The organism is Streptomyces sp. NPDC054765, from assembly GCF_053612065.1.
Window position 1 is genome coordinate 1 of record NZ_JBSHBP010000099.1, and the last position, 22,225, is coordinate 22,225.

The 22,225-nt window shown below is 73.2% G+C and carries 20 protein-coding genes and 1 riboswitch; of the genes, 10 read left to right on the forward strand and 10 right to left on the reverse strand.

The genetic code is table 11. The features are described 5' to 3' along the window. Positions 1 to 248: 248 nt before the first annotated feature. From ACWGJY_RS35260 to thiO, 3 genes are all read right to left on the reverse strand, one after another. Entirely contained in the window at positions 249 to 1,103 is an 855-nt protein-coding gene (locus ACWGJY_RS35260; protein ID WP_453264974.1) for a thiazole synthase, read from the reverse strand. Positions 1,104 to 1,112: 9 nt separating this feature from the next. Next, a complete protein-coding gene (gene thiS / locus ACWGJY_RS35265; RefSeq protein ID WP_453264975.1) occupies positions 1,113 to 1,340 on the reverse strand; it encodes a sulfur carrier protein ThiS in 228 nt (75 codons plus the stop codon). Further along, positions 1,337 to 2,560: a glycine oxidase ThiO gene (gene thiO / locus ACWGJY_RS35270; protein ID WP_453264976.1), complete on the reverse strand. Its 1,224-nt coding sequence runs from the start codon at positions 2,558 to 2,560 to the stop codon at positions 1,337 to 1,339. The genes thiS and thiO overlap by 4 nt, the downstream gene beginning before the upstream one ends. Continuing rightward, positions 2,558 to 2,670: riboswitch (TPP riboswitch) on the reverse strand. (Overlaps the previous gene by 3 nt.) A gap of 153 nt (positions 2,671 to 2,823) precedes the next feature. Here thiO and ACWGJY_RS35275 point away from each other — a divergent pair. The 5 genes from ACWGJY_RS35275 to ACWGJY_RS35295 all read left to right on the forward strand — a co-directional run bounded on the left by ACWGJY_RS35275 (position 2,824) and on the right by ACWGJY_RS35295 (position 7,731). Then, the gene (locus ACWGJY_RS35275; protein WP_453264977.1) at positions 2,824 to 4,065 is read left to right on the forward strand and encodes an NAD(P)/FAD-dependent oxidoreductase; all 1,242 of its coding nucleotides are present in this window, start codon (positions 2,824 to 2,826) and stop codon (positions 4,063 to 4,065) included. 107 nt (positions 4,066 to 4,172) lie between these two features. Continuing rightward, a complete protein-coding gene (locus ACWGJY_RS35280; RefSeq protein ID WP_453264978.1) occupies positions 4,173 to 4,538 on the forward strand; it encodes an Rv2175c family DNA-binding protein in 366 nt (121 codons plus the stop codon). 118 nt (positions 4,539 to 4,656) lie between these two features. Continuing rightward, positions 4,657 to 5,307: a thiamine phosphate synthase gene (gene thiE / locus ACWGJY_RS35285; RefSeq protein WP_453264979.1), complete on the forward strand. Its 651-nt coding sequence runs from the start codon at positions 4,657 to 4,659 to the stop codon at positions 5,305 to 5,307. 206 nt (positions 5,308 to 5,513) lie between these two features. Further along, positions 5,514 to 6,431 carry a methylenetetrahydrofolate reductase [NAD(P)H] gene (gene metF / locus ACWGJY_RS35290; RefSeq protein WP_453264980.1) on the forward strand — a complete coding sequence of 306 codons (918 nt, stop codon included), beginning with the start codon at positions 5,514 to 5,516 and terminating at the stop codon, positions 6,429 to 6,431. A gap of 37 nt (positions 6,432 to 6,468) precedes the next feature. Beyond that, on the forward strand, positions 6,469 to 7,731 hold the full coding sequence (locus tag ACWGJY_RS35295; RefSeq protein ID WP_453264981.1) for a hypothetical protein: 1,263 nt from the start codon (positions 6,469 to 6,471) through the stop codon (positions 7,729 to 7,731). Positions 7,732 to 7,864: 133 nt separating this feature from the next. On the opposite strand, the gene ACWGJY_RS35300 is transcribed toward ACWGJY_RS35295, so the two are convergent. From ACWGJY_RS35300 to ACWGJY_RS35310, 3 genes are all read right to left on the reverse strand, one after another. Then, on the reverse strand, positions 7,865 to 9,382 hold the full coding sequence (locus tag ACWGJY_RS35300; RefSeq protein WP_453264982.1) for a phytoene desaturase family protein: 1,518 nt from the start codon (positions 9,380 to 9,382) through the stop codon (positions 7,865 to 7,867). Positions 9,383 to 9,475: 93 nt separating this feature from the next. Beyond that, the gene (locus tag ACWGJY_RS35305; RefSeq protein WP_453264983.1) at positions 9,476 to 10,096 is read right to left on the reverse strand and encodes a DUF4126 domain-containing protein; all 621 of its coding nucleotides are present in this window, start codon (positions 10,094 to 10,096) and stop codon (positions 9,476 to 9,478) included. A gap of 374 nt (positions 10,097 to 10,470) precedes the next feature. Further along, positions 10,471 to 11,085, reverse strand: coding sequence for a TetR/AcrR family transcriptional regulator (locus ACWGJY_RS35310; protein ID WP_453264984.1), 615 nt, complete (start codon positions 11,083 to 11,085; stop codon positions 10,471 to 10,473). Positions 11,086 to 11,391: 306 nt separating this feature from the next. On the opposite strand from ACWGJY_RS35310, the gene ACWGJY_RS35315 reads away from it, so the two are divergent. The 3 genes from ACWGJY_RS35315 to ACWGJY_RS35325 all read left to right on the forward strand — a co-directional run bounded on the left by ACWGJY_RS35315 (position 11,392) and on the right by ACWGJY_RS35325 (position 13,650). Next, positions 11,392 to 11,877, forward strand: a complete 486-nt coding sequence (locus ACWGJY_RS35315) for an SAV_6107 family HEPN domain-containing protein (RefSeq protein ID WP_453264985.1) — start codon at positions 11,392 to 11,394, stop codon at positions 11,875 to 11,877. Positions 11,878 to 12,227: 350 nt separating this feature from the next. Further along, on the forward strand, positions 12,228 to 12,983 hold the full coding sequence (locus tag ACWGJY_RS35320) for a methyltransferase (RefSeq protein WP_453264986.1): 756 nt from the start codon (positions 12,228 to 12,230) through the stop codon (positions 12,981 to 12,983). Between the two features lie 259 nt (positions 12,984 to 13,242). Then, the gene (locus ACWGJY_RS35325; RefSeq protein WP_453264987.1) at positions 13,243 to 13,650 is read left to right on the forward strand and encodes a DUF3040 domain-containing protein; all 408 of its coding nucleotides are present in this window, start codon (positions 13,243 to 13,245) and stop codon (positions 13,648 to 13,650) included. Between the two features lie 519 nt (positions 13,651 to 14,169). Here ACWGJY_RS35325 and ACWGJY_RS35330 read toward each other — a convergent pair. From ACWGJY_RS35330 to ACWGJY_RS35345, 4 genes are all read right to left on the reverse strand, one after another. After that, positions 14,170 to 16,611, reverse strand: a complete 2,442-nt coding sequence (locus tag ACWGJY_RS35330) for a transglutaminaseTgpA domain-containing protein (RefSeq protein ID WP_453264988.1) — start codon at positions 16,609 to 16,611, stop codon at positions 14,170 to 14,172. A gap of 145 nt (positions 16,612 to 16,756) precedes the next feature. Continuing rightward, positions 16,757 to 18,139 (reverse strand): DUF58 domain-containing protein, encoded by a 1,383-nt coding sequence (locus tag ACWGJY_RS35335; protein WP_453264989.1) that lies wholly within the window; start codon positions 18,137 to 18,139, stop codon positions 16,757 to 16,759. Beyond that, complete coding sequence (locus ACWGJY_RS35340; RefSeq protein WP_453264990.1) at positions 18,139 to 19,158, reverse strand: AAA family ATPase; 1,020 nt, start codon at positions 19,156 to 19,158, stop codon at positions 18,139 to 18,141. The genes ACWGJY_RS35335 and ACWGJY_RS35340 overlap by 1 nt, the downstream gene beginning before the upstream one ends. A gap of 296 nt (positions 19,159 to 19,454) precedes the next feature. Then, positions 19,455 to 20,015, reverse strand: a complete 561-nt coding sequence (locus ACWGJY_RS35345; protein ID WP_453264991.1) for a beta-class carbonic anhydrase — start codon at positions 20,013 to 20,015, stop codon at positions 19,455 to 19,457. Between the two features lie 506 nt (positions 20,016 to 20,521). Between ACWGJY_RS35345 and rsmH the strand changes: the two genes are divergently transcribed. Continuing rightward, entirely contained in the window at positions 20,522 to 21,490 is a 969-nt protein-coding gene (gene rsmH / locus ACWGJY_RS35350) for a 16S rRNA (cytosine(1402)-N(4))-methyltransferase RsmH (protein ID WP_453264992.1), read from the forward strand. Then, the gene (locus ACWGJY_RS35355; protein WP_453264993.1) at positions 21,487 to 22,170 is read left to right on the forward strand and encodes a septum formation initiator family protein; all 684 of its coding nucleotides are present in this window, start codon (positions 21,487 to 21,489) and stop codon (positions 22,168 to 22,170) included. Before rsmH ends, ACWGJY_RS35355 begins: the two co-directional genes overlap by 4 nt. Positions 22,171 to 22,225 lie beyond the last annotated feature (55 nt).

Here is a 22,225-nt window from a genome sequence, read left to right on the forward strand (position 1 = left end):
GGTGTGGGGACGTAAAGCGCAGCAGTCCCCACACCAGACCCCTCCGGCCCGTCACCGCACCCACAGCCCCGCGCAGCGGACCCGGCCCGCCGCAGGCGCAACGGCGAACAACCCCCACGGCGGGAAAGCCGAAAACGTGGGCCGGAGGCAAAACGCAGCGGACCCCGCCCGCCGCAGGCGCAACGGCGAGAAACCCCCACGGCGGGAAAGCCGAAAACGTGGGAAGGCGGCAAAACGCAGCGGACCGGCTAGAACGCGGGCCGTTCCGGATCCAGCTCCGCCATCCCCTCCGTGGGCGAGGACGCCAGCGCGAAGTGGCGGCGGGGGATCCGGCCCGCGCGGTGCGCCAGCCGCCCCGCTGTGACCGCGTGCCGCATGGCCTCGGCCATCAGCTCCGGCTCCTGCGCACGGGTCACCGCCGACGCCAGCATCACCGCCGCACAGCCCAGCTCCATCGCCAGCGACACGTCCGACGCCGTTCCCGCGCCCGCGTCGAGAATGACCGGGACACCGGCCCGCTCGGTGATCAGCTGGAAGTTGTGCGGGTTGCGGATGCCCAGGCCGGAGCCGATCGGCGAACCCAGCGGCATGATCGCGGCACAGCCCACGTCCTCCAGCTTGCGGGCCAGCACCGGATCGTCGTTCGTGTACGGCAGCACGGTGAAACCGTCGTCCACCAGGGTCTCGGCGGCATCCAGCAGCTCGATCGGGTCGGGCAGCAGGGTGCGCTCGTCGGCGACGACCTCCAGCTTGACCCAGTCCGTGCCGAGCGCCTCCCGGGCGAGCCGGGCGGTGAGCACCGCCTCGCCCGCGGTGAAGCAGCCCGCGGTGTTCGGCAGCACACGGATCTTGTGCCGTTCCAGTACGGACAGCACCGAGCCCTGGACGGTCGGGTCCAGCCGCCGCATGGCGACCGTGGTCAGCTCCGTACCGGAGGCGAGCAGCGCGCGTTCCAGGACGTCGAGGCTGGGCGCGCCGCCGGTCCCCATGATCAGCCGGGACGCGAAGGCGGTACCGCCGAGGGTGAGGGTGTCGGAGCCCGCGGCGAAGCCGCTGCCGGACGCGGTGGGGGTCGTCCCCCGCAGGATTGCGGTGTCGGTCATGTCTGCGGATCAGCCTCCCTGGACCGCGGTGAGCACCTCGACGCGGTCGCCGTCGCCGAGCGGGGTGGTGGGCCACTGGGTGCGTGGCACCACGGTGTCGTTGACCGCGGCGGCCACCCCGGCGGTCGCCTGTGACAGCGTCGCGACGAGCCGGTCGAGGGTGAGCCCGCCGGGGATCTCGCGGACCTCGCCGTTGACGGACACCGAGACGGCAGGGGTAGGGGTGGCGGCGTTCATACGGCCTGCTCCTCTGGGGCACGGGTGCGCTCGGGACCCGGTGCGGTGGGGGTGAAACGTGCGGGGGAGAAGGGGCGAGCCACTTCGGGGAGCAGCCCGGTGGCCAGCACTTCGGCCATCGCGTCACCGGTGACCGGCGTCAGCAGCACCCCGTTGCGGAAATGGCCGGTGGCCAGATGGAAGCCGGGCAGCGCGGTCGGCCCGAGCATCGGGGCGTTGTCGGGGGAGCCGGGACGCAGTCCGGCGCAGGTCTCGACGAGCGGCAGCTCGGTGATGCCCGGGACCAGCTCGTGCGCGTCCCGCAGCAGCTCGTAGACCCCGCCCGCGGTCACCGTGGTGTCCCAGCCCAGCTCCTCGCTGGTGGCGCCGACGACCAGTTCGCCGTCCTCCCGCGGGACGAGGTAGAGCGGACCGCCGCGGACGACGGCCCGCACGGTGCGCGACAGGAAGGGCGGACTGCCCGCGGGCATGTCCGGCAGCCGCAGCCGCAGCACCTGGCCCTTGACCGGCCGCACCCGCGGCAGCACCTCGTCGGGCACACCGTCGAGCCGGCCGCTGTGGCTGCCCGCGGCCAGGACGACCTGCCCGGCCGGCACCCGTGTGCCGTCGGCGAGTTCCGCGCCGGTGGCGCGGCCGCCGTCGACTGTCAGCCGCACGGCCCGGCTCCGGTGGAAGGCCACCTGGGAGCGCTCACAGGCGGTCAGCAGAGCGCTCGTCAGCCGGCGCGGATCGACCTGGTGGTCGCCGTCCACCCGCAGACCGCCGCGCACCCCGGGGGCCAGCATCGGCTCCAGGCGGCGGCACTCGCGCCCCGTGAGCCACTGCGAGTCCAGGCCCGAGCGGATCTGCAGAGCGTGCAGGTCGCGCAGCTGGGCGCGGTCGTCGGAATCCAGCGCGACGGCCAGGGTGCCGCACCGCCGGTAGCCGAGGGGCAGGCCGGCGGCCTCCTCCAGCTCCTCGGCGAACCGGGGGTAGCGCTGCGCCGAGGCGAGATTGAGGCCCAGCAGGGTCTGCTCGCCGTAGTGCAGCTCGCTGACCGCCGCCAGCATCCCGGCCGCGATCCGGGCCGCGCCGCCACCGGGCGCGGGGTCGGCGACCGCGGCACTCAGCCCGCGGACGGCCGCCCGCCAGGCGGTGACCAGGCCGATGATGCCGCCGCCGATGATGAGCACATCGGGGCTGTGCGGGGTGGGTTTCGATCGTGCGGCAGATGCCTGCATGGGCGTCCAGCCCCTCCCTTCGCCGGCATGACCCGGATCAGGTTCGTACGGTCGGAGGCCGGCCAGCCTCCCTCTCAGCCCGGTGCGTCCGGGCTCCCGCGAGTGCGTGTATCCGTCACCCTAATACGGGGCCGCGACGCGCCGTAAGGCAACGCCCCGGCCGCCCGCGGGCCCGCGGGCGGCCGGGGCGCCGGTGACGCTGTGTCAGAGATCTCCTTGCGCGCTGCTGCGAGCGGCGTCACACCCCGTCCTAGAGTGATCGGGTGAGCGAGCAGAGCAAGTCCTCCCAGGCCACTGACCGCACGCCGCACGTCGTGATCGCCGGCGCCGGAATCGCGGGTGTGCAGACCGCGGTCGCCCTGCGCGAACAGGGCTGGCCCGGCGCGATCACGCTCCTCGGCGACGAGCCCCACCAGCCCTACGACCGTCCGCCGCTGTCCAAGGCGGTTCTGCTGGGCAAGGCCGAGAGCTCCACCTTCGACGTCGACTTCGCCGGGCTCGGCATCGAACTCCACCTCAGCCGCCCGGTCACCGCCCTGGTGCCGGACGCCCATGTGATCGAGACGGCCGACGGCCCGGTCCCCTACGACATCGCGGTCCTCGCGACCGGCGCCGCCCCGATCGTGCTGCCCGGCAGCGAGGGCCTGCCCGGCGTCCATCTGCTGCGCACCCTGGACGATGCCGAGCGGCTGCGGCCGGTGCTCGCCGCCCAGCACGAGATCGTGGTGGTCGGGGCCGGCTGGATCGGTGCCGAATTCGCGACCGCGGCCCGTGAGGCGGGCTGTGCGGTCACCGTCGTCGAGGCCGCCGACCGCCCGCTGGCCGGTGCGCTGCCCGCCGAGGTCGCCGCCCACATGACCGGCTGGTACGCGGACGCCGGAGCCGAACTGCGCACCGGCGCCCGGGTCGCCTCCGTCACGGCGGGCGCGGTCACCCTCGCGGACGGCACGACGCTGCCCGCGGACGCGGTGGTCATCGGGATCGGCGCCCGGCCCGCGACCGCCTGGCTGGCCGGCTCGGGCGTCGAGGTCTCCGCGCAGGACGGCTCCGTGGTGGCCGACGCGCAGCTGCGCACCTCCGTGGCCGATGTCTACGCGGTCGGCGACTGCGCCTCCTTCCCGTCGGCCCGCTACGGCACCCGCCTGCTGGTCCACCACTGGGACAACGCCCTGCAGGGCCCCCGTACGGTCGCCGAGAACATCGCCCGCGGCGACGCGGAGGGGGTGGCCTACGACCCCGTCCCGTACTTCTGGTCCGAGCAGTTCGGCCGGTTCGTGCAGTACGTGGGCCATCACGGGGACGCCGATGAGCTGGTCTGGCGCGGTGACCCCACCGGGGCCGCCTGGTCGGTGATCTGGCTGCGGGACGGGCGGCTCGTCGCGCTGCTGGCCGTGGGGCGGCCGCGGGATCTCGCCCAGGGGCGCAAGCTGATCGAGCGGGGCGTGGCCCTGGACCGGGAGCGGGCCGCGAACGCGTCCGTACCGCTGAAGGCCGCGGCGCTGTAGCCGACCGGCGTCCGCCGCGGCGCGTGCTGTCACCCTCCGGTGTGCAGGAAGCCTCCGATGGCGATGCCCGGCTACCGGCTGTCAGTGCGAGGTGGCAGGCTTGTCCTGTGACCGAGATTGACGCAAACATCGATGGACTCGTCCCCGCCTGGCTCACCCTCCCCGACATCGCCGAACTGCTCGGTGTCGAGGTGACGCGCGTCCGGCAGCTGGTCAAGGAGGGCCAGCTGATCGCGGTGCGCCGCGGCGAGAACAGGGCGCTGCACGTGCCCGCCGATTTCATCAAGGACGACAAGGTGGTCAAGGGCCTCGTCGGTACCCTCACCCTCCTCAAGGACGACGGCTTCACCGACGAGGAGATGCTGGAGTGGCTGTTCACCCCGGATGACACCCTGCCCGGCACGCCCGCCCAGGCGCTGCGCGAGAATCGCGGCACGGAGGTGAAGCGCCGGGCCCAGGCGCTCGCCGTCTGACGCCCCGGGTGCGGCCCGCTCCGAGCCGGCAAGCGCACCAGCATCCGTAACCGCATCCGCGGGGCGTACGGACCGGAAGGCCCGGTCCGTACGCCCCCGACCTGGGAGAAGCCGCCCGATGACCACCGCACGCCCGGCCCTGTCCGACGCCCGGCTCTATCTCTGCACGGACGCCCGCCGGCGGCAGGGCGACCTCCCGCAGTTCCTGGACGCGGTGCTCGCCTCGGGCGTGGACATCGTCCAGCTGCGCGACAAGGGCATGGAGGCCGGCGAGGAGCTCCGGCATCTGGAGGTCTTCGCGGACGCCTGCCGGCGGCACGGGAAGCTGCTCGCGGTCAATGACCGCGCGGACGTCGCCCATGCGGCGGGCAGCGATGTGCTGCATCTCGGGCAGGGTGATCTGCCGGTCCCGGCCGCCCGCGCCCTCCTCGGCCCGGACGTCCTCATAGGCCGCTCCACCCATGCCGAGGCCGAGGTGGACGCCGCGCTCACCGAGCCCGGCGTGGACTACTTCTGCACGGGCCCCTGCTGGCCGACCCCCACCAAGCCGGGCCGCCACGCCCCCGGCCTCGACCTGGTCCGCTACACCGCGGCCCGCACCCCCGGGCGCCCCTGGTTCGCGATCGGCGGGATCGACGCCGGGAATCTGGACGAGGTGCTGCAGGCGGGTGCCCGCCGGGTCGTGGTGGTCCGCGCCCTCACGGAGGCGGACGACCCGGGCGCGGCGGCCGCCGCACTGGCCAAGCGCATCCGGACCTTCGAGGCCTGACACCGAGGCCGGGGCCGGCTTTGCGCCGTCCGGACCGGCCCGCGGGAAGGCGTGATCAGGATCACGTCGCGCGATGTCGGGCGCCGGACGGTTTCCTGACCTCCGGGCGACCGGAAAATGTCCACCCAGTGGACATCAACCCCGGCTAACCAGGCATAACGCCGGACGCGGTTGGTGTGCGCCCGGCCGGTGGTTAACCTGCCGGTATGGCCCTAGGTACAGCTTCCACCAGGACTGATCGCGCACGCACGGTGCGCGACCTGCTTGCTTCCGGTAAGCAGTCGTATTCGTTCGAGTTCGCCGCCCCCAAGACGGAGAAGGGCGAGCGGACCCTGTGGAACGCCATTCGCCGCATCGAGGCCGTCTCGCCGACCTTTGTCTCCGTGACGTACGGCGCCGGCGGCACCTCCCGTGACGGCACGGTGCGCGCCACCGAGCGCATCGCCACCGACACCACCCTGACCCCGGTGGCCCATCTGACCGCGGTCAATCACTCCACCGCTGACCTGCGCAACATCATCGGCCAGTACGCCGGCGCCGGGATCCGCAACATGCTCGCGCTGCGCGGCGATCCGCCCGGCGACCCGATGGGCGAGTGGGTCAAGCACCCCGACGGCGTCGGCTACGCCGCCGACCTGGTCCGGCTGATCAAGGAGTCCGGCGACTTCTGTGTCGGCGTGGCGGCCTTCCCCGAGATGCATCCGCGGTCGACGGACTGGGACTCGGACGTGGCACACTTCGTCGCCAAGTGCCGTGCCGGTGCGGACTTCGCCATCACCCAGATGTTCTTCTACCCCGAGGACTACTTCCGGCTGCGGGACCGGGTCACGGCGGCGGGTTGCTCGACACCGATCATTCCGGAGATCATGCCGGTCACGAACGTGCGCCAGATCGAGCGGTTCGCTCAGCTCAGCAACGCGGCCTTCCCGCCCGAGCTGGCCGAGCGCATCCTCGCCGTCAAGGACGACCCGGCGGCGGTACGCTCCATTGGTATCGAGTACGCAACGGAACTGTGCGCACGCTTGATGGCCGAGGATGTTCCCGGGTTGCACTTCATTACCCTGAACCACTCCACGGCAACCTTGGAAATCTACGAGAATCTGGGGCTGCACCAGCAGTCCTGATCACGGTGGCCGGCGAGCGGCGGAAGATGGGGCGTATATGGGCTGGACGGTCCTCTACATCGCGTTCGGCCTGGTCGCTCTGTGGCTGCTGGGTGAGGTCCTGCTCCAGAACAAGGCGCGGCTGCGCTGGCGGCTGCTGGCCTTCGCCGGTTTCCTCGCCGTGGTCGTCGGCGTCGTCATCCCGTCAATAATCGTGATCGGGCTGGGACTTGTCGCCTTCGCCATCGGGCAGACGAATGTGACGCTGTCCTTCCGCCGCGGCTTCACCACGGGCTGGGCGCTGCGGGCCAAGCCCGGCGCGTCCGGCGAGAGCAGTGAGAGCGGCCGGCGCCGACGGGCCCGCCCGCCCGGTCCGCCCGCCGCCGAACCGACGCTGGAGGTCTCCGGCCTGGAGGCGGTGGCGCCCGCCGGCGGCCCCGCCCGGTTCGACGACGGGGGCCCGGACACCTTCGAGAGCACCGGCGGCTTCCAGAGCCTGGACACCTCTGCCGGCAAGGGCTCCTACGGCGGGCCGGGTTCCTCTGCGGGGCAGGAAGCGTTCGCCGCGCAGGAGACCTTCATCGCGGGACAGGAAGCCTTCGCCGCACAGGAGACCTTCATCGCGGGACAGGAAGCCTTCGCCGCGCAGGAGACCGTCGTCGGGCAGGGCTTCTACGACTACAACGCCGATGGCGGCTACCGCGGCCAGGACCCCTACCAGGGCGGGCAGCAGGACCAAAGCACCTTTGCCACACAGGCATTCCCCGTCCAGGACGACTATGCGCGGGCCGACAGCGCCGCCGTCTACGCCCCGCAGCCGCTGCCCGAGGAGACCGGCCAGTACGGCATCTACAGTCCCGACGCCCGCGCCCAGCAGCCCGGCTACGGCGGCTACGACTCCTACAACGGCGCCGCGGGCAGCGGCAACGGCGATGCCAACGGCTATGCGTACGGCGGGGGTTACGACCAGACCGGAGCCGGCCAGGACGCCTACGCCGACCCCTATGCGGCGTACGGCGACGGCCAGGGCCGGCAGGCGCAGGCGCCCTACGCCGATCCCTACCTCGGCGGCCAGCAGTACGCCGCCTCCTACGACCCCTACCAGCAGCCCGATCCCTACCAGCAGGCGGATCCCTACGCCCAACCGCCTTACACCGCGCAGCAGTACGACGCCCAGGGGCAGCCGCTCGGCCAGGCCTACGGCGAGACTCCGCCCGGCGGCGTCTGGGTCCCCCAGCAGCGCGACGGCGAATTCCCGCCCGAGCAGCCCTACCCGCCCTACCAGCAGCCGGGGTACGACGGGCAGCAGTACCGCTACTGATCCGGCGGCCGGGACGGGGGCCACGGCGCCGCACCCCGCTGTCGGTCACGGGCCGCTCGGTGCCGTCGGTCACGGGCCGCTCGGTGCGGTGCCGGCTCCGCACCCACGCCCTCGTCCCGCGCCCGTTACGCCCTCACGTGGAGCCGTGCCAGTCGTCGCCGTTCACGATCAGGCCGGCCACGATCGCGCCGGACATCCCGGCGTGCGCCGGCCCGCCGCCCGGGTGCGACCAGCCACCGACCGCGTAGAGCCCCGGTATCCGAGTGCGGTTGCCGGGCCGCAGGAAGCGGCCTTCACGGCCCGCCAGCGCCGGTCCCGGCACCGAACCGTCCGCCGTGGGCGGCAGCACCTCCCGCCACACCATCCGCTCCCGCAGCCCAGGAACGGCGGCCTCGGCGACCTCGGTCATCCGCTCCGCGCCGGCCGCCACGGCCTCGCCGTCCTGCCAGTCGACCGGGCCGTGCGGGGCCACCGTCGCGGTCAGGGTCACGGCCTCATGGGCGTCGTCCGGCCGGGAGGCCGGGTCGTCCGGGCGCAGCACCGTCACCGTGGGCCGGTCACAGGGCGTCCGCAGCCCGGATCCGTCCCCGAACACGCCCGCCAGCTCGGCCGCGCGGTCCGCGGCATGGACCACCGTGCGGTGCACGGTGTCCTGGGGGCGCGCGCCGCGCAGCGCGAGACAGACCGTGAGCCGCGCGGTGGCGCGGTCACCCCGTCCCGGGTCCGGGCGGACATCGTCCGCGCCCCACGGCTCCCGCCCCGTGCAGAGCTCCATGAGCCGCACCGGATCGATGCCCGCGACCACGAACTCCGCCTCGGACACCCGGCCGTCGGCCAGCTCGACGCCCGCCGCCCGGCCGTCCTTCTCCACGATCCCGGTCACCGCCGTGCCGAAACCGAACTCCACCCCGCGCGCCAGGCAGCGCTCGTACAGCGCGTCGGCCAGCGCCCGCATACCGCCGCGCGGATACCAACTCCCGAAGGTCTGCTCCATGTAGGGCAGCACGACGGCGCTCGCCGGGGCGCTGCGCGGGTCGAAGCCGTACGCCAGTGCATGGCTCTCCAGCAGCGCGATCAGCCGGGGGTCGGCCAGTTCACGATGGGCCACCTCGGCGAGGGTGGCGGTGGTGGGGCCCTTGCCCCGGCCGAACAGCCCGCGTCTGCGCACCGCCGGATACGGATCGCGCCCCAGCACCCGCCAGTCCTGCCACAGCGGCTCCTCCAGGAGCGGGCGGCGGGTGGCGTCCCAGGCCTCGCGGGCGCGGCCCACCAGCGCGCTCCAGCGTTCACCGGAGCCGGCGTCCAGCGCCTCGTCCAGGGCCGTCAGCACCCCGGCCCGCGAGGCGTTCGGCAGCGACACGGCCGTGCCGTCGGCGAAGACATGGCGGCTCGCGGGGTCGACCTGGGTCAGCTCGACGCAGCTCTCCAGCGAGTCCTTGCCGGTCTTGAGGAACAGATCGCGGTAGACGGCCGGCAGATGCAGCAGGCCGGGGCCCGTATCGAAGGCGAAGCCGTCCCGCTCCCACCGCTGCACCGCGCCGCCATGCGTCGCGCCGCGCTCGAACACCGCCACCCGGTGGCCCGCGACGGCCAGCCGGGCAGCGGCTGCCATCGCGCCCATCCCGGCGCCGATCACCGCAATCCGTGCCATGCCTGCGACTTTATCCGGGCCCACTGACAACGCCCGCACGGCCGGCTGCCCGGCCCGGTCCGGGCAGCGCTGCCGCGGGTGGCGGCACGCGCATCAGACCGCAGGCGGCAGTGCCCCGTCCGCCGCGGCCAGGCGCTGGTCCTCGCGCCGCTGCCGCCGGCGCCGGAAGTACCGGCGGATCCGCGACCACAGGAAGATCACCACCGCGATCCCCGCGGCCAGCAGCACCGCCGCGATGACCGCCGCGGCCACCGGATGAAACACGGCGAACGCGATGATCCCGGCGACGCCCAGATCCTCGGCAAGGCTCAGCACGATGTTGCTGGCCGGCTCCGGCGAGGTGTTGACCGCGATCCGGGTGCCGGCCTTGACCAGATGGCTCAGCAGCGCCGTGGAACCGCCCACCGCGCCCGCCGCCAGCTCGGGCAGCGAACCGTTGTGGCCGGCCAGCAGCGCCGCCACGACGGCGCCCGCGACCGGCCGGATCACCGTGTGCACCGAGTCCCAGACCGAGTCCACGTACGGGATCTTGTCGGCGACGGCCTCGCACAGGAAGAGCACCCCGGCCACGATCAGCACATCGGGGCGCTGCAACGCCGCCGGCACCTCATCCGTGACGCCGGTCGCGCCGAGCAGGCCGAAGAGCAGGACGACGGCGTAGGCGTTGATCCCGCTCGCCCAGCCACTGGTGAACACCAAGGGAAGTACGGACACGCCGGAAAGCGTAGGCCCCGGCTGGGGGCCGGTGCTCAGGTTTGAGTATCCGTACTCAGACGCCGAGATGAGTAGGTGCGCGGATGGGCCGGCGCCCGTCCGGACGGAAGAGTAGGGGCCACGGAAGGGAAGCGGCGCCGCACCGCCGACACGGGGCGGCGGAACGACGCGGCTCCCGGACGTGACGGGGGACGGGGGACGCACGGGGGAGTACGGGAGAAGCGCTGCCCTGGTCGGACCGATGGGGGAACGGTCCGTGCCAGGACGGCGCGCCCTTTGTGCGGGCCCGCGGGGGAAGAAAAGCGGTGCGCGTCGTATCTGACCGATACGGCGCGCATCGGCCGTCCTCCCCTGGGGCGGGCGCCTTCCCGGAGCTACGAGGGCCGGCCGCTGACCCGCCCCTGGAGCAGCCGCGACAGCGCCGCATGGACCTCGTCGATCGACCGGTCCGGCTGATAGGACTGCCAGTCCAGGGCGGCCACCAGGACCATTCCGAACAGCGCCGAGGCGGTCAGCGGGATGTCGATCTCCTCGCTCAGCTCACCGCCGGCCACCGCCTCGCGCAGCACGTCCTCCACCACCGTGATGGCCCGCCCGCGCACCACCATCAGCGTCGACTGCCAGGCCCGGTTGGTGCGCCACAGCTCCGCGACGTAGAGCTGGGTGAGCGACGGGTAGCGGGAGATGAAGTCCAGCCCCGCCCGGATCATCGCGTCCAGCGCGTCGATCCGGCTGGCGCCCCGGTCGGCGACCTCCTCGGCGGCCGCCTGCAAGGACGCCGTCAGCATCTCGATGCCGTGCCGCAGCAGCTCTTCGAAGAGAACGTTCTTGCTCGCGAAGTTGTAGTAGACGGTGCCCTTCGCGACCCCTGCCCGCTCGGCGATCTCCTCCACCGTCGTGGAGGAGAAGCCCTGTTCGGCGATGAGCGTGACCGCGGCCTCGAAGAGCTTGCGCCGGGTGGCGTCGCGGCGTGTGTGGGAGCTGTCCATGAGGGCGATTGTGCCGGTCCCCGGGGGGTGCGCGCTCACAGGCTCAGCTCGGGGTGAAGATCCTTCATCCGCACCCCCTGGCGGCCGCGCGCGGTCAGGGACGTCAGCGCGAGCGCCCTCGCGGTGAACGCCGACAGCCCACACCGCCCTGCCGTACGGGCGCGGGTTCCCGCCCGGCAATGCGTCCCCTTTTTCGGCGAAAGTGCAGGTCAACACCGATTGTCAGTGGTGTACGTCACGATGGGTTCATACGGTCTCGAATCGGCATTCGGTCCCGAACCGGCATGCGACGACAGGAGGTTCGTCATGGCAGCTCGTCCCGGTGGGGGCAGCTCCGCTGCGTACGGTCCCCCGAGCGATGTCCACCCCGTCCTGCGGCGGGCGGCCGCACCACCCGCCGCCCTCGACCTGCTCACCCAGGCTCAGCAGGGCCTCGATGAAGCACAGACCCTGGAAACCCCCAACGAGCAGTTCGCCACGGCCCATCTGGCCGCGCTGCGCACCGCCGCCGCCGTCCTCGCCGTCCGCGGCCGGCCGGAGGCCACCGTCCGCGGCAGGCAGCGTATCCGCAGCGCCTGGGAGGTCCTTCCCGAGGTCGCACCCGAACTCTCCGAGTGGAGCGACCTGTTCGCCGCCGGCGCCGCCCGCCGGGCCAAGGCCGAGGCCGGTATAGCCGGCGCGGCCGGCCGCCGGGACGCCGACGATCTTCTGCGCGACGCCGCCATGTTCCTGCGTCTGGTGGAGCGGATGCTGCTCCTCCAGCCGTCCCTGCCACCACAGCGGGCGGGGTAGCGGGGTAGCCGCATGGGGGGCATCGGCCGTATGGGCGGCATGGGCGGCATGGCGGGACGGGAGAGGGGCAGGGGGACGGCGTGGGAGGGACAGGAGGGACGGGAGCGGCGTGAGCCGGGGCGGGGGAGGTGGGAGCCGGGGCGGGGCACCGGGGCCCCGGCCGCTGCGCCGCCGTCCCGCAGCGCCCCGCACCCTTCCGCCGTCCCGTACGCCCGCCCCCTCCGCCCCCGTAGTGCCCCGGCTCGCGCCACCGGGGCCTACGGGGAGGCTCCGCAGGCCGCGGACGGCGCGGGACGGAATAGGGTGGTGAACGCCTAGACGTTCATGCCCCCGCCGAGGAGCCACCCGCCGTGTCTGACCCGCTGCGCCCCCGCGCCTCCCTTCGTACCGCCGTGGTCTGGGACGTCCTCAAGGACGCCCTGGAGCGCCGGGTCAAGGCCGCCGGGCGCGACGCCCTGGACGTCCTCGACACCGGCGGCGGCACCGGCAACTTCGCTGTGCCGGTCGCCCGCCTCGGCCACCACGTCACGGTCGTCGACCCCAGCCCCAACGCCCTCTTCGCCCTGGAGCGCCGCGCCGCGGAGGCGGGCGTCGCCGACCGGGTACGCGCGGTCCAGGGAGACGCCCACGGCCTGTTCGACGTCGTCGAGCGCGGCGGCTACGACACCGTGCTCTGCCACGGCGTGCTGGAGTACGTCGACGACCCGGCCGAGGGCGTCCGCAACGCCGTCGACGCGCTGCGCCCGGCCGGCACCCTCAGCCTGCTCGCGGCCGGCCTGGGCGGCGCCGTCCTCGCGCGCGCCCTGGCGGGCCACTTCACCGAGGCCCGCCAGGCCCTCACGGACCCGGCCGGACGCTGGGGCGAGGGCGACCCGATGCCGCGCCGGTTCACCGCCGACCAGCTCACCGGGCTGGTGTCCGCCACCGGTCTGCAGGTCGGCGCGGTGCACGGCGTACGGGTCTTCGCCGACCTCGTTCCCGGGGTGCTGGTCGACACCGAGCCGGGGGCCATGGACGCCCTGCTGAAGCTCGAAGCGGCCGCCGCCGAACAGCCCGCCTTCCACTCGGTGGCCACTCAGCTGCACGTCCTCGCCGAGCGCGACTGACCCACGCGGCACACCCGGCTACCGCGTGCAGTCGGCCACAGACCACCCGATCAGCCCCCTCGCCCCGTATGATCGGGGTACGACGTTCCGGCATGGCGGACAGGCGGGTGGGGAATGCAGGCAGCATCACCACCGGTCGCCGCGGCGGCCCGGACAGTGAATTGGCGTCGAGGGGCGGGTTTCACGGGGACGATTCCCTGCCTATCCTGAAAGGGTCGCACCCCGGTCGCCCCCCGCGACCGACGAGTAGGAGGACTCCGTGCCGCTCTCGGAGCACGAGCAGCGCATGCTCGAGCAAATGGAGCGAGCGCTGTACGCCGAAGATCCCAAGTTCGCGACAGCGCTTGAGGGAAGCGGGCTGCGTACGTACACCCGGCGACGGGTCTACCAAGCGGTCGCGGGCTTCCTGGTGGGTATCGCCCTGCTCATGGCCGGCATGGTCGCGCAGCAGATCTGGATCAGCGTGGTGGGTTTTCTCGTCATGCTCGGCTGCGCAGTGCTGGCGGTCACCGGCTGGCGCAAGGCTCCGAAGCCCGGTGAACAGCCGTCCGGTGCGGGTTCCGGAGGTGGTGCACCGGCGCGCCGCCAGGCCAGGCAACGGCGCTCGATGATGAACCGCATCGAGGACCGCTGGCAGCGGCGCAGGGACGAGCAACAGGGCCACTGAACCGGCGGAGTACGGAGTCAGCGGGAACGCGTTTACCGGGTTCGCCGAGTCCCTGGTCCGGCGAGCCCATCGCGCCCGCCAACAATTACTCCAGCTGTTTCGTTTTCCCAGCCGTTTCTCCAGCTTGCTTTCCGTTCTTTTTGAGCTGTTTTTCCGGCACTTCTTCCTTTCTCCGAGTTCTTTGCTCACCGCGTTTGACCCCGCCCTGCACACCAAGTCTCCCCGGCTTGCCGGTCGGCGAGCTGTATTCCTCACCGCGGATCCGGGGAGCTGTGAGCCGGTGATCCGGCCCTCATGACGAAGACCGGCGCACCTGCCTGTGCCGCGGGCGCCGGTTTTCGCCATGAGCGCCGGCCTGCGCCGTGGGCACCGGCATCCGCCGTGCACACCGGTCTTCGCCGTGCACACCGGTCTTCGCCGTGCACACCGGTCTTCGCCGTGCACCGGGTGTCCACGTGCGGTGGCCGCCCGACAGGACCGGGCGGCCACCGCACGTTTCTTGTGTCTACCGGCCCGTGGTCACAGCCGCTGCCGGCCCGGTCGGACGGCGGCCGCCGCGCGCCGTGCCGAGGCCACCGGGCGGCTGCTGCGCCACCGGTGCAGCAGACCCGTCCAGCGGGCGGACCAGGCCCAGCGGAGGCGGGCCACGGAGCGCGGGGCGAGCCGCGCGCGCAGCCGCAGACGACGGGGGGCTCCGGCCTGCAACCCGGCGCGCACCTGCTGCACCTCCAGGGCGAGGCCGGACACCACCTGCGGTTGCGGTGCGTACAGAACCTGCTCGACCGCCGCCGCCACGCGCTGGGCGGCCGCGGCGGGCTCCGGTTGCAGTTCTCCGAGGTGAATGATCCGCGCGGCCGCCTTGCGGGGGGTCAGCGACTCGTCCGGCAGGATGCCGAAGTCCCAGGCGGTGTCCAGCAGCTCCCGCCAGACGGCAAGGGTGCCCGCCGCGAGGTCTCCGTCCGGGCCGACGTCCGCCAGCCGCCCGGAGCGCATACGCAGACGCCACAGCAACGGCGCCATCGGCACCAGCAGGAGGAGCAGGGCGGCCAGCGCGATACCCACGGCCGCCCAGGGGGACGAGCCGCTCTCCGGGGGGCGGGTTCCGGACTCCGCGGGCAGCGTGACGCAGCCCGTAACGGAACCGGACCGCTGTTCGTCGGGGCCGCACGACGGGGCCGTGGAGGGGCCCTCCGAGGGAGTCGCGGACCGGGACGGCGCGGGATCCGGGCGGCCGGGGTCGGCCGTGCCCGGGGTGTCGGGATAGGCGTAGTCAGGGATACTGCCCCGGCTCGGGGTCGGCTCGAAGCGGGTCCAGCCGATGCCCTGGAAGTACAGCTCGGGCCAGGCGTGTGCGTCCTTGAGGCCGACCGAGGTCGTGCCGTCGGGCTGCTTGGTGCCCGGGGTGAAACCGACCGCGACCCGGGCCGGGATGCCCAGTGTCCGGGCCATCGCCGCCATGGAGAAGGAGAAGTGGACGCAGAAGCCCTCCTTCTGCCGCAGGAACCGGGCGATGGCCTCGGAACCGCTGCCCGCCCGGACCTCGGTGTTGTAGCTGAAGCCGCCGTTGAGCGCGAACCAGTCCTGCAGCCTGACGGCCTTGGCGTAGGCGGTCGGCGCGCCGTGGGTGACCTGGCGTGCGGTGGTGCGGACGACCGCGGGCAGCGAGTCCGGGACCTTGGTGTACTCGCGGAGCAGGCCGGCGGGTGGTGCCGGGGCGGCGGCCAACTGCTGGGAGGTGGGCCGCACCTGCAGACTCTCGACCTGGTACTGCAGCCCGTGGGTGTTCTGCCCGCGGTCCCCGACGAGCGTGCGGCCCTGGGGCTCGAAGCGCCAGCGCCCGGAGATGTCCACCTTGGACGCCGGGTAGGGCAGCGGCAGCCAGTTCTGGGCGTACCACTCGGCCGTCGAGATCGAGGTGTTGATCCGGTTGAGGTCCACCGCGGAGCCGAGGCCGGGCGGCCGCGGAAGCTGCTCGGGGACGTCCGTGACCGTACGCTCGGACGGCTTCCAGGTCGTGCCGTCGAACTGGTCGAGGGCGACGATCCGCAGATACAGATCGCGGGTGTCGGAGGCGGTCGTGCGGTAGTTGAGGACTTCCTTGTCCTCGGGCTGGTTGAGGCTGTCCTGAAGTGACACCAGCGGGTTGACCGCGGAGATCGTGCCGCCACCGCCGCCGGGGCCCGCGCCGCTGCCGGAAATGCCCAGCAACCCGCCGTCGAGGGAGGGCAGCACGACCGGCACTGCCACGGCGATCCCGAGCGCCAGCGCGCCGATCCTGCGGCCCGTACGGACCGGGGCGGCCGCCGGTCCGTCGGAACGGGCGGCAAATCCCCGTCCGCCGCCCGGCGGGTCCGCTCCGGTGCCCGGTCCGCCGAACACCCGGCCCCACTGGGAGAGCCGGTCGCGGCCCTCCGCCAGCAGGAGCAACAGATAGCCGGCCGCCGCGAACAGGAAAAGCAGCCGGCCCGCGCCGCCCTTCGACAGCCCCGCCGCCACCGAGTAGAGCGCGAGCAGCGGCAGCCCGGCGGGCGCGGCACTGCGGTAGGTGACCGCCAGCGCGTCCACGGCCAGGCCGATCACCAGCACACCGGCGATCAGCAGCAGCCGGATGCCGGGGGTGGCGGGGGCGGGGATGGCATACCGGCCGACGTCCCGGATGCCGCCCTGCAGCAGCCGGCCGAATTCCGCGAAGGCGTCCGGGCCCGGCAGCAGTCCGAGGACCGCCTCGTGCCGGGCGAACAGCAGGGTCAGCAGCAGCACGGCGGACAGGGCCTGCACACAGATGGTCAGCGGTCCGGCGAGGGGAACGCGGCGGGCGGCCGCGCCCACACCGGTCATGAGGCCGAGCAGGATCGCCGCCTCGAACATCCAGGTGACCGGATCCACCAGCGGCAGCAGCGCCCCGGCGGCGCACAGGGTGGCCACCGCCGCACATACCGCCAGCCGCGCCCTGCCGCTCATGCCCGTGCCTCGCTTCGCTCGGGATCCGGGCACCGCCCGCACCGCCTGCACCGCCCGCCGCCCCGGCCGCGGAGGCGGGGCGCCCCCGGCCACCCGTCCCTCGGCAGCCGCCCGTTCGTCACCCGTCCGATGTTCACGCCCCCGTTCATGACCGGCCCCCGGCCGCCGTCTCCGGCGCGCCCGTGTCCGCCGACTGCGCCGGCTCTGCCACGGCAGGCTCCGCGGCCGCACGCCACAGGTCGGCGAGTGCGTCGTCGGGAGCCACCGGCAGTGCCGTCCAGCCCGCCCGGCGCAGCAGCCGCAGCCGTTCGGCCACCGGGACCTGGCCGTCGCTGAAACCGGCGCCGCCGGGGCCCCGCGTCCAGGCGTCGCCGTCCAGGACGAAGGCGACGGCGGCGCTGCTGCGCTGCCGCATCCGTCCGGCGACCGCCGCCTGTTCCTCGTCCAGATCGCCGAAGAACGCGATCAGCAGTCCTTCGTTGCCGCCGCGTACGACGTCGTAGGCCCCGGACAGCCCCTCCTCCTCGGAGTGGTCCACGACGGCGAGGGTGTCCAGCAGCAGGCCCACGGCTTCGGCGGATTCGGCGCCGCCCGCGAAGCTGCCGGCACCGTCGGGGCCCGGCACCGAGGAGCCGGTGTCGGTCAGCAGCCGCACCGAGAAGCCACGCTCCAGCAGATGCACCGCGGCCGAGGCGGCGCCCGCCACCGCCCATTCGAAGGCCGAGTCGGGGCCCGCTCCCGGGTGGGCGGTCCCGCGGGTGTCGAGCAGGACGGTGCAGTGCGCCTTCTGCGGCTGCTCCTCCCTGCGGACCATCAGTTCGCCGTAGCGCGCGGTGGACCGCCAGTGGACCCGGCGCAGATCGTCGCCGTGCCGGTAGTCGCGCGGAATGAGGTCGTCCTCGCCGGCCAGCGCCAGGGAGCGCAGCCGTCCGTCGCCGTACCCGGCGGTCTCGCCCGCGGGCCGCACGGGCGGCAGCTGTTCCACCCGCGGCACCACCGTCAGTGTGTCGGCGGAGCTGAAGGCACGGGTCAGCTCGCACATTCCGAACGGATCGCAGAGCCGCAGCTGCAGCGGCCCCAGCGGATAGCGTCCGCGCAGGTCGGAGCGGACGCGGTAGGAGACCTCGCGGCGGCCGCCGGCCTCGACCCGGTCCAGGACGAAGCGCGGCCGGGGCCCGAGGACATAGGGCACCCGGTCCTGGAGCATCAGGACGCCCGTCGGCAGCCGGGAGATGTTCTCCACCCGCAGCCGGACCCGGGCCTCGGACGCCGCGGGCACCCGGGCGGGGGAGAGCGTACGGCTGCCCGCGACCCGGTAGCGGGTGCGGTGCAGGACCAGGACGCACACCAGCGGCAGGCCGGTGAGCAGCAGGCCGACCCGCAGCAGATCCACCTGCCCCAGGAGGTAGGAGCAGACCATGGCGGCCACCCCGGCCGCCAGGAACGACCGGCCCCGCGTCGTCAGCCCCCCGAGGGCCGTCCGCAGTCCGCCCCGCTCCGGCGTCCCCTCGCCGCCCCCCTCGGACATCACAACCCCCGTACGCCGGGCGGCTGCCGGCCGGCCGTCCGCCACGCCTGCGCGGACGGGTCGGGGACCGGGACGCGCTGCAGGATCTCCAGCACGATCTGTTCGGCCGTACGGCGGTTCAACTGGGCCTGGGCGGTGGGCAGCAGCCGGTGCGCGAGCACCGCCGTCGCCAGCGACTGGACATCATCGGGGAGGGCGTACTCCCGCCCGTGGAGCGCGGCCGAGGCCTTGGCGGCGCGGAGCAGATGCAGGGTCGCCCGTGGTGAGGCGCCGAGCCGCAGCTCGGGGTGGCTGCGGGTGGCCGACACCAGGTCCACGGTGTATCTGCGCACCGTTTCGGCGACATGGACCGTACGCACCGCCTCGGTCAGCTTCACGATCTCGTGGGCGTGCGCGACCGGCTGGAGGTCGTCGAGGGGCGAGGCGCCGCCGTGCACATCCAGCATCTGCAGTTCGGCCGCCGGGCTGGGATAGCCGATCGACACCCGCGCCATGAACCGGTCCCGCTGCGCCTCGGGGAGGGGGTAGGTGCCCTCCATCTCGACCGGGTTCTGGGTGGCGACCACCATGAACGGGCTGGGCAGCTCATAGGTCTGCCCGTCCATCGTGACCTGGCGCTCCTCCATCGACTCCAGGAGCGCCGACTGGGTCTTGGGCGAGGCGCGGTTGATCTCGTCGCCGATCACGATCTGGGAGAAGATCGCGCCGGGCTTGAACTCGAAGTCCCGCTGCTGCTGGTCGAAGATGCTGACGCCCGTGATGTCCGAGGGCAGCAGGTCGGGCGTGAACTGGATGCGCCGCACCGAGCAGTCGATGGAGCGGGCCAGTGCCTTGGCGAGCATGGTCTTGCCGACGCCGGGCACATCCTCGATCAGCAGGTGCCCCTCGGCCAGCAGCACGGTCAGCGCGAGCCGTACGACCTCCGGCTTGCCCTCGATCACGCCCTCCACCGACCGGTGAACACGCTCCGCGGTGGTGGTCAGATCGCTGAGGCTCGCTCGTTCGTCATACGTCGTCACTCGGCCCTCCTCGGCCCCGTACTACGGGCCGATGCCTCCTCTGCGGACCCGGCCCACCCCGAAAGTGCGCGTCGCTCCCGGCCGGTGCCGGGACGACGTCACCCACGCATTCTTGCCGCCCGCGTGGCTCCGCGTCCTGACCTGTGGATAACTCACAAGGATAGGACCCGGCCTTCCCGGCGAATCGGGCCTTCCGGGCAGGTTCGTATGTCCGCCGGGCCGGCCCGTGCGTCCGTCGGGCCGACCCGTACGAGAGCCGGGCCGGCCCGTACCTCCGCCGGGCCGGCCCCGGTGCGTCAGGGGCGCGGGTCGATTTCCCGCAGCAGCCCCGTGGTCACGTCGAAGACGAAGCCGCGGACGTCGTCGGTGTGCGGGAGGAACGGCGAGGTGCGCACCCGCTGCATGGACTGCCGTACGTCCTCGTCGAGATCCTTGAACGCCTCGACCGCCCAGGTGGGACGCTGCCCGACCTCGGCCGCCAGGTCGTGGCGGAAGTCCTCGGTCAGGCTGAGCAGACCGCAGCCGGTGTGGTGGATGAGGACGACCGAGCGGGTGCCCAGGGCACGCTGGCTGATGGTCAGGGACCGGATGATGTCGTCGGTGACCACACCTCCGGCATTGCGGATGGTGTGGCAGTCGCCGAGCTCCAGGCCGAGCGCGTCATGCAGGTCGAGCCGGGCGTCCATACAGGCCACGACGGCGACCTTCAGGACGGGCCGGGCGTCCATCCCGGGGTCGGTGAAGGCGTCGGCGTAGCGCCGGTTCGCCTCGACAAGACGGTCGGTGACGGTTTCACCGGCACGGCCGGCGGCGCTGTCGGCGGACGGGGGCAGCGGCTGCGAGGCAGGTATGGGCATGGATTCAAGGTAATCGTCGACTGCCGTTTCGGCTGCATGAGAGGTCGGGCATAGGGGTCAACATCACTCCTTGTGAGGTAATCCACAAGGCTGCCCGGGTGACCGCCGCCCGGGTGAGAAGCCCGCGGGAAAGGCGGCGCGAAAGCCGTCGCAGGACGCGCGGAACCGGTTGATTGACCGGGGCAGCCGGTGGACTAAAGTGGCGCGAAGTGGGAGGCGTGACGCTCTCCTTGGATACCGGATTCCTCGCGTGCGCGCATCGTACGTACGGCTCGGCCTCCTCCCGCTCCCATGGTCTTCCGACGTCACTTCCCCGTCGCCGGAGGGCCACTTCCCCTTCAGAGCGGGCGGGGACCAAGCGGTACGTGCGGCATCCCCCAGCCAGCGGCCGGGGCCCCACCTGCCGCCCAGCCCATCGGAAGGCACATGAGCGAGCGTAGCGAGCGATTCAGGAAGCGGTGCGCGCATGGCGCCCGCAGGCGGACCGAGCGCAGCGGGGCCGGCGTATGAACAACAACACTCGCCACGTCCCCGTCATGCTCCAGCGGTGCCTGGACATGCTCGCCCCCGCCCTCGCCGAGCCCGGTGCGGTCGTCGTCGACTGCACGCTCGGTCTCGGAGGGCACAGCGAGGCACTGCTCTCCACCTTCCCGGCGGCCCGGCTCATCGCCCTCGACCGTGACCCGTCCGCCCTGAAGCTCGCGGGTGAGCGGCTCGCCCCCTACGGAGAGCGCGCCACCCTGGTGCACGCCGTCTACGACGAGCTCCCCGAGGTCCTCGACCGTCTCGGGACCCCACGCGTCCAGGGCGTCCTGTTCGACCTCGGTGTCTCCTCCATGCAGCTCGACGAGGCCGAGCGCGGCTTCGCCTACGCCCAGGACGCCCCGCTGGACATGCGGATGGACCAGACGACCGGCATCAGCGCCGCGGACGTCCTCAACACCTACGCGCCCGGTGAACTGGTGCGGATCCTGCGCTCCTACGGTGAGGAGAAGCAGGCCAAGCGGATCGTCGAGGCCGTCGTGCGCGAGCGCGCCAAGGAGCCGTTCGCCAACAGCGCGCGGCTGGTCGAGCTGATCCGTGACGCGCTGCCGCAGGCCGCCAAGCGCACCGGCGGCAACCCCGCCAAGCGCACGTTCCAGGCCTTGCGCATCGAGGTCAACGGTGAACTGGCGAGCGTCGAGCGTGCCGTGCCGGCCGCCGTGAAGGCGCTCGCGGTGGGCGGCCGGATCGCCGTGCTCTCCTACCAGTCGCTGGAGGACCGCCTGGTCAAGCAGGTCTTCGCGGCGGGAGCGGCCAATACGGCGCCGGCCGGGTTGCCGGTCGTGCCCGAGCGCTACCAGCCCCGGCTCAAGCTGCTGACCCGCGGAGCCGAACTCCCCACGGAGGAGGAGGTCGCCGAGAACCGCCGCGCCGCCCCCGCCCGGCTGCGCGGCGCGGAGCGCATCCGCGAGAACGTCGAGGACACCGCGTGAGAGGCCAGGGGAGACAGCGCGGCAGACAGAAACTTGCCGCGCTGTTCCCCTCCGGCGCCGGCGGCACCGCGGCACGCACGCCCTTCGTGCTCCTCATCGTCGTCCTGCTCGGCTCCGGCCTGATCACCCTGCTGCTGCTCAACTCCGCCCTCAACCAAGGGTCGTTCGAGCTCAGCAAGCTGGAGAAGAAGACCGACGAGCTGACGGACGAGCAGCAGGCGCTGCAGCAGGAGGTGGACGCGTACTCCGCGCCCGGCGCGCTGGAGCGGCGGGCCCGCCGGCTGGGGATGGTGCCCGGCGGCAGCCCGGCGTTCCTGCTCCCGGACGGCACGGTCCGCGGCAGGACGGGCGCGGCCACCGTGGACGGGGCGCCGCTGAGCACCTCCGCCGAGCCGTCGCTCCTGAGCGCGGCCGGCCACACCGCGCCGTCCGCGCCGCCCCGCCCGCAGACACCGCCGGTCGCACCGCCGGCCGTCCGGCCGCCGGTGCCCGCCGCCTCCGGCGCGGCGGCACCGGAGAGCGCAGTGCTGACCCCCGGCGGCCCCGCCGTACCGGCCCCGCAGGCCGCTCCGGCATCCCTGTTCTCGTCCGTCCTGCGCGTCCCGTCCGGCGTCGCCGTCTCCACCGCGCCCGCGCCGGGCACCGCGGCCGCCCCCTTCCCGACGACCTCCGGCAGGTGACCGCGGCATGACCGAGCCCAGGGACCCCCGCCGGGTGCCGCGCCCAGCCCAGCGC

Coding starts and splice junctions, on each gene's coding strand:
- ACWGJY_RS35260 (WP_453264974.1), bottom strand. CDS start 1,103: ATGACCGACACCGCAATCCTGCGGGGGACGACCCCCACCGCGTCCGGC.
- thiS (WP_453264975.1), bottom strand. CDS start 1,340: ATGAACGCCGCCACCCCTACCCCTGCCGTCTCGGTGTCCGTCAACGGC.
- thiO (WP_453264976.1), bottom strand. CDS start 2,560: ATGCAGGCATCTGCCGCACGATCGAAACCCACCCCGCACAGCCCCGAT.
- thiE (WP_453264979.1), top strand. CDS start 4,657: ATGACCACCGCACGCCCGGCCCTGTCCGACGCCCGGCTCTATCTCTGC.
- metF (WP_453264980.1), top strand. CDS start 5,514: ATGGCCCTAGGTACAGCTTCCACCAGGACTGATCGCGCACGCACGGTG.
- ACWGJY_RS35295 (WP_453264981.1), top strand. CDS start 6,469: ATGGGCTGGACGGTCCTCTACATCGCGTTCGGCCTGGTCGCTCTGTGG.
- ACWGJY_RS35300 (WP_453264982.1), bottom strand. CDS start 9,382: ATGGCACGGATTGCGGTGATCGGCGCCGGGATGGGCGCGATGGCAGCC.
- ACWGJY_RS35310 (WP_453264984.1), bottom strand. CDS start 11,085: ATGGACAGCTCCCACACACGCCGCGACGCCACCCGGCGCAAGCTCTTC.
- ACWGJY_RS35315 (WP_453264985.1), top strand. CDS start 11,392: ATGGCAGCTCGTCCCGGTGGGGGCAGCTCCGCTGCGTACGGTCCCCCG.
- ACWGJY_RS35330 (WP_453264988.1), bottom strand. CDS start 16,611: ATGAGCGGCAGGGCGCGGCTGGCGGTATGTGCGGCGGTGGCCACCCTG.
- ACWGJY_RS35335 (WP_453264989.1), bottom strand. CDS start 18,139: ATGTCCGAGGGGGGCGGCGAGGGGACGCCGGAGCGGGGCGGACTGCGG.
- ACWGJY_RS35345 (WP_453264991.1), bottom strand. CDS start 20,015: ATGCCCATACCTGCCTCGCAGCCGCTGCCCCCGTCCGCCGACAGCGCC.
- rsmH (WP_453264992.1), top strand. CDS start 20,522: ATGAACAACAACACTCGCCACGTCCCCGTCATGCTCCAGCGGTGCCTG.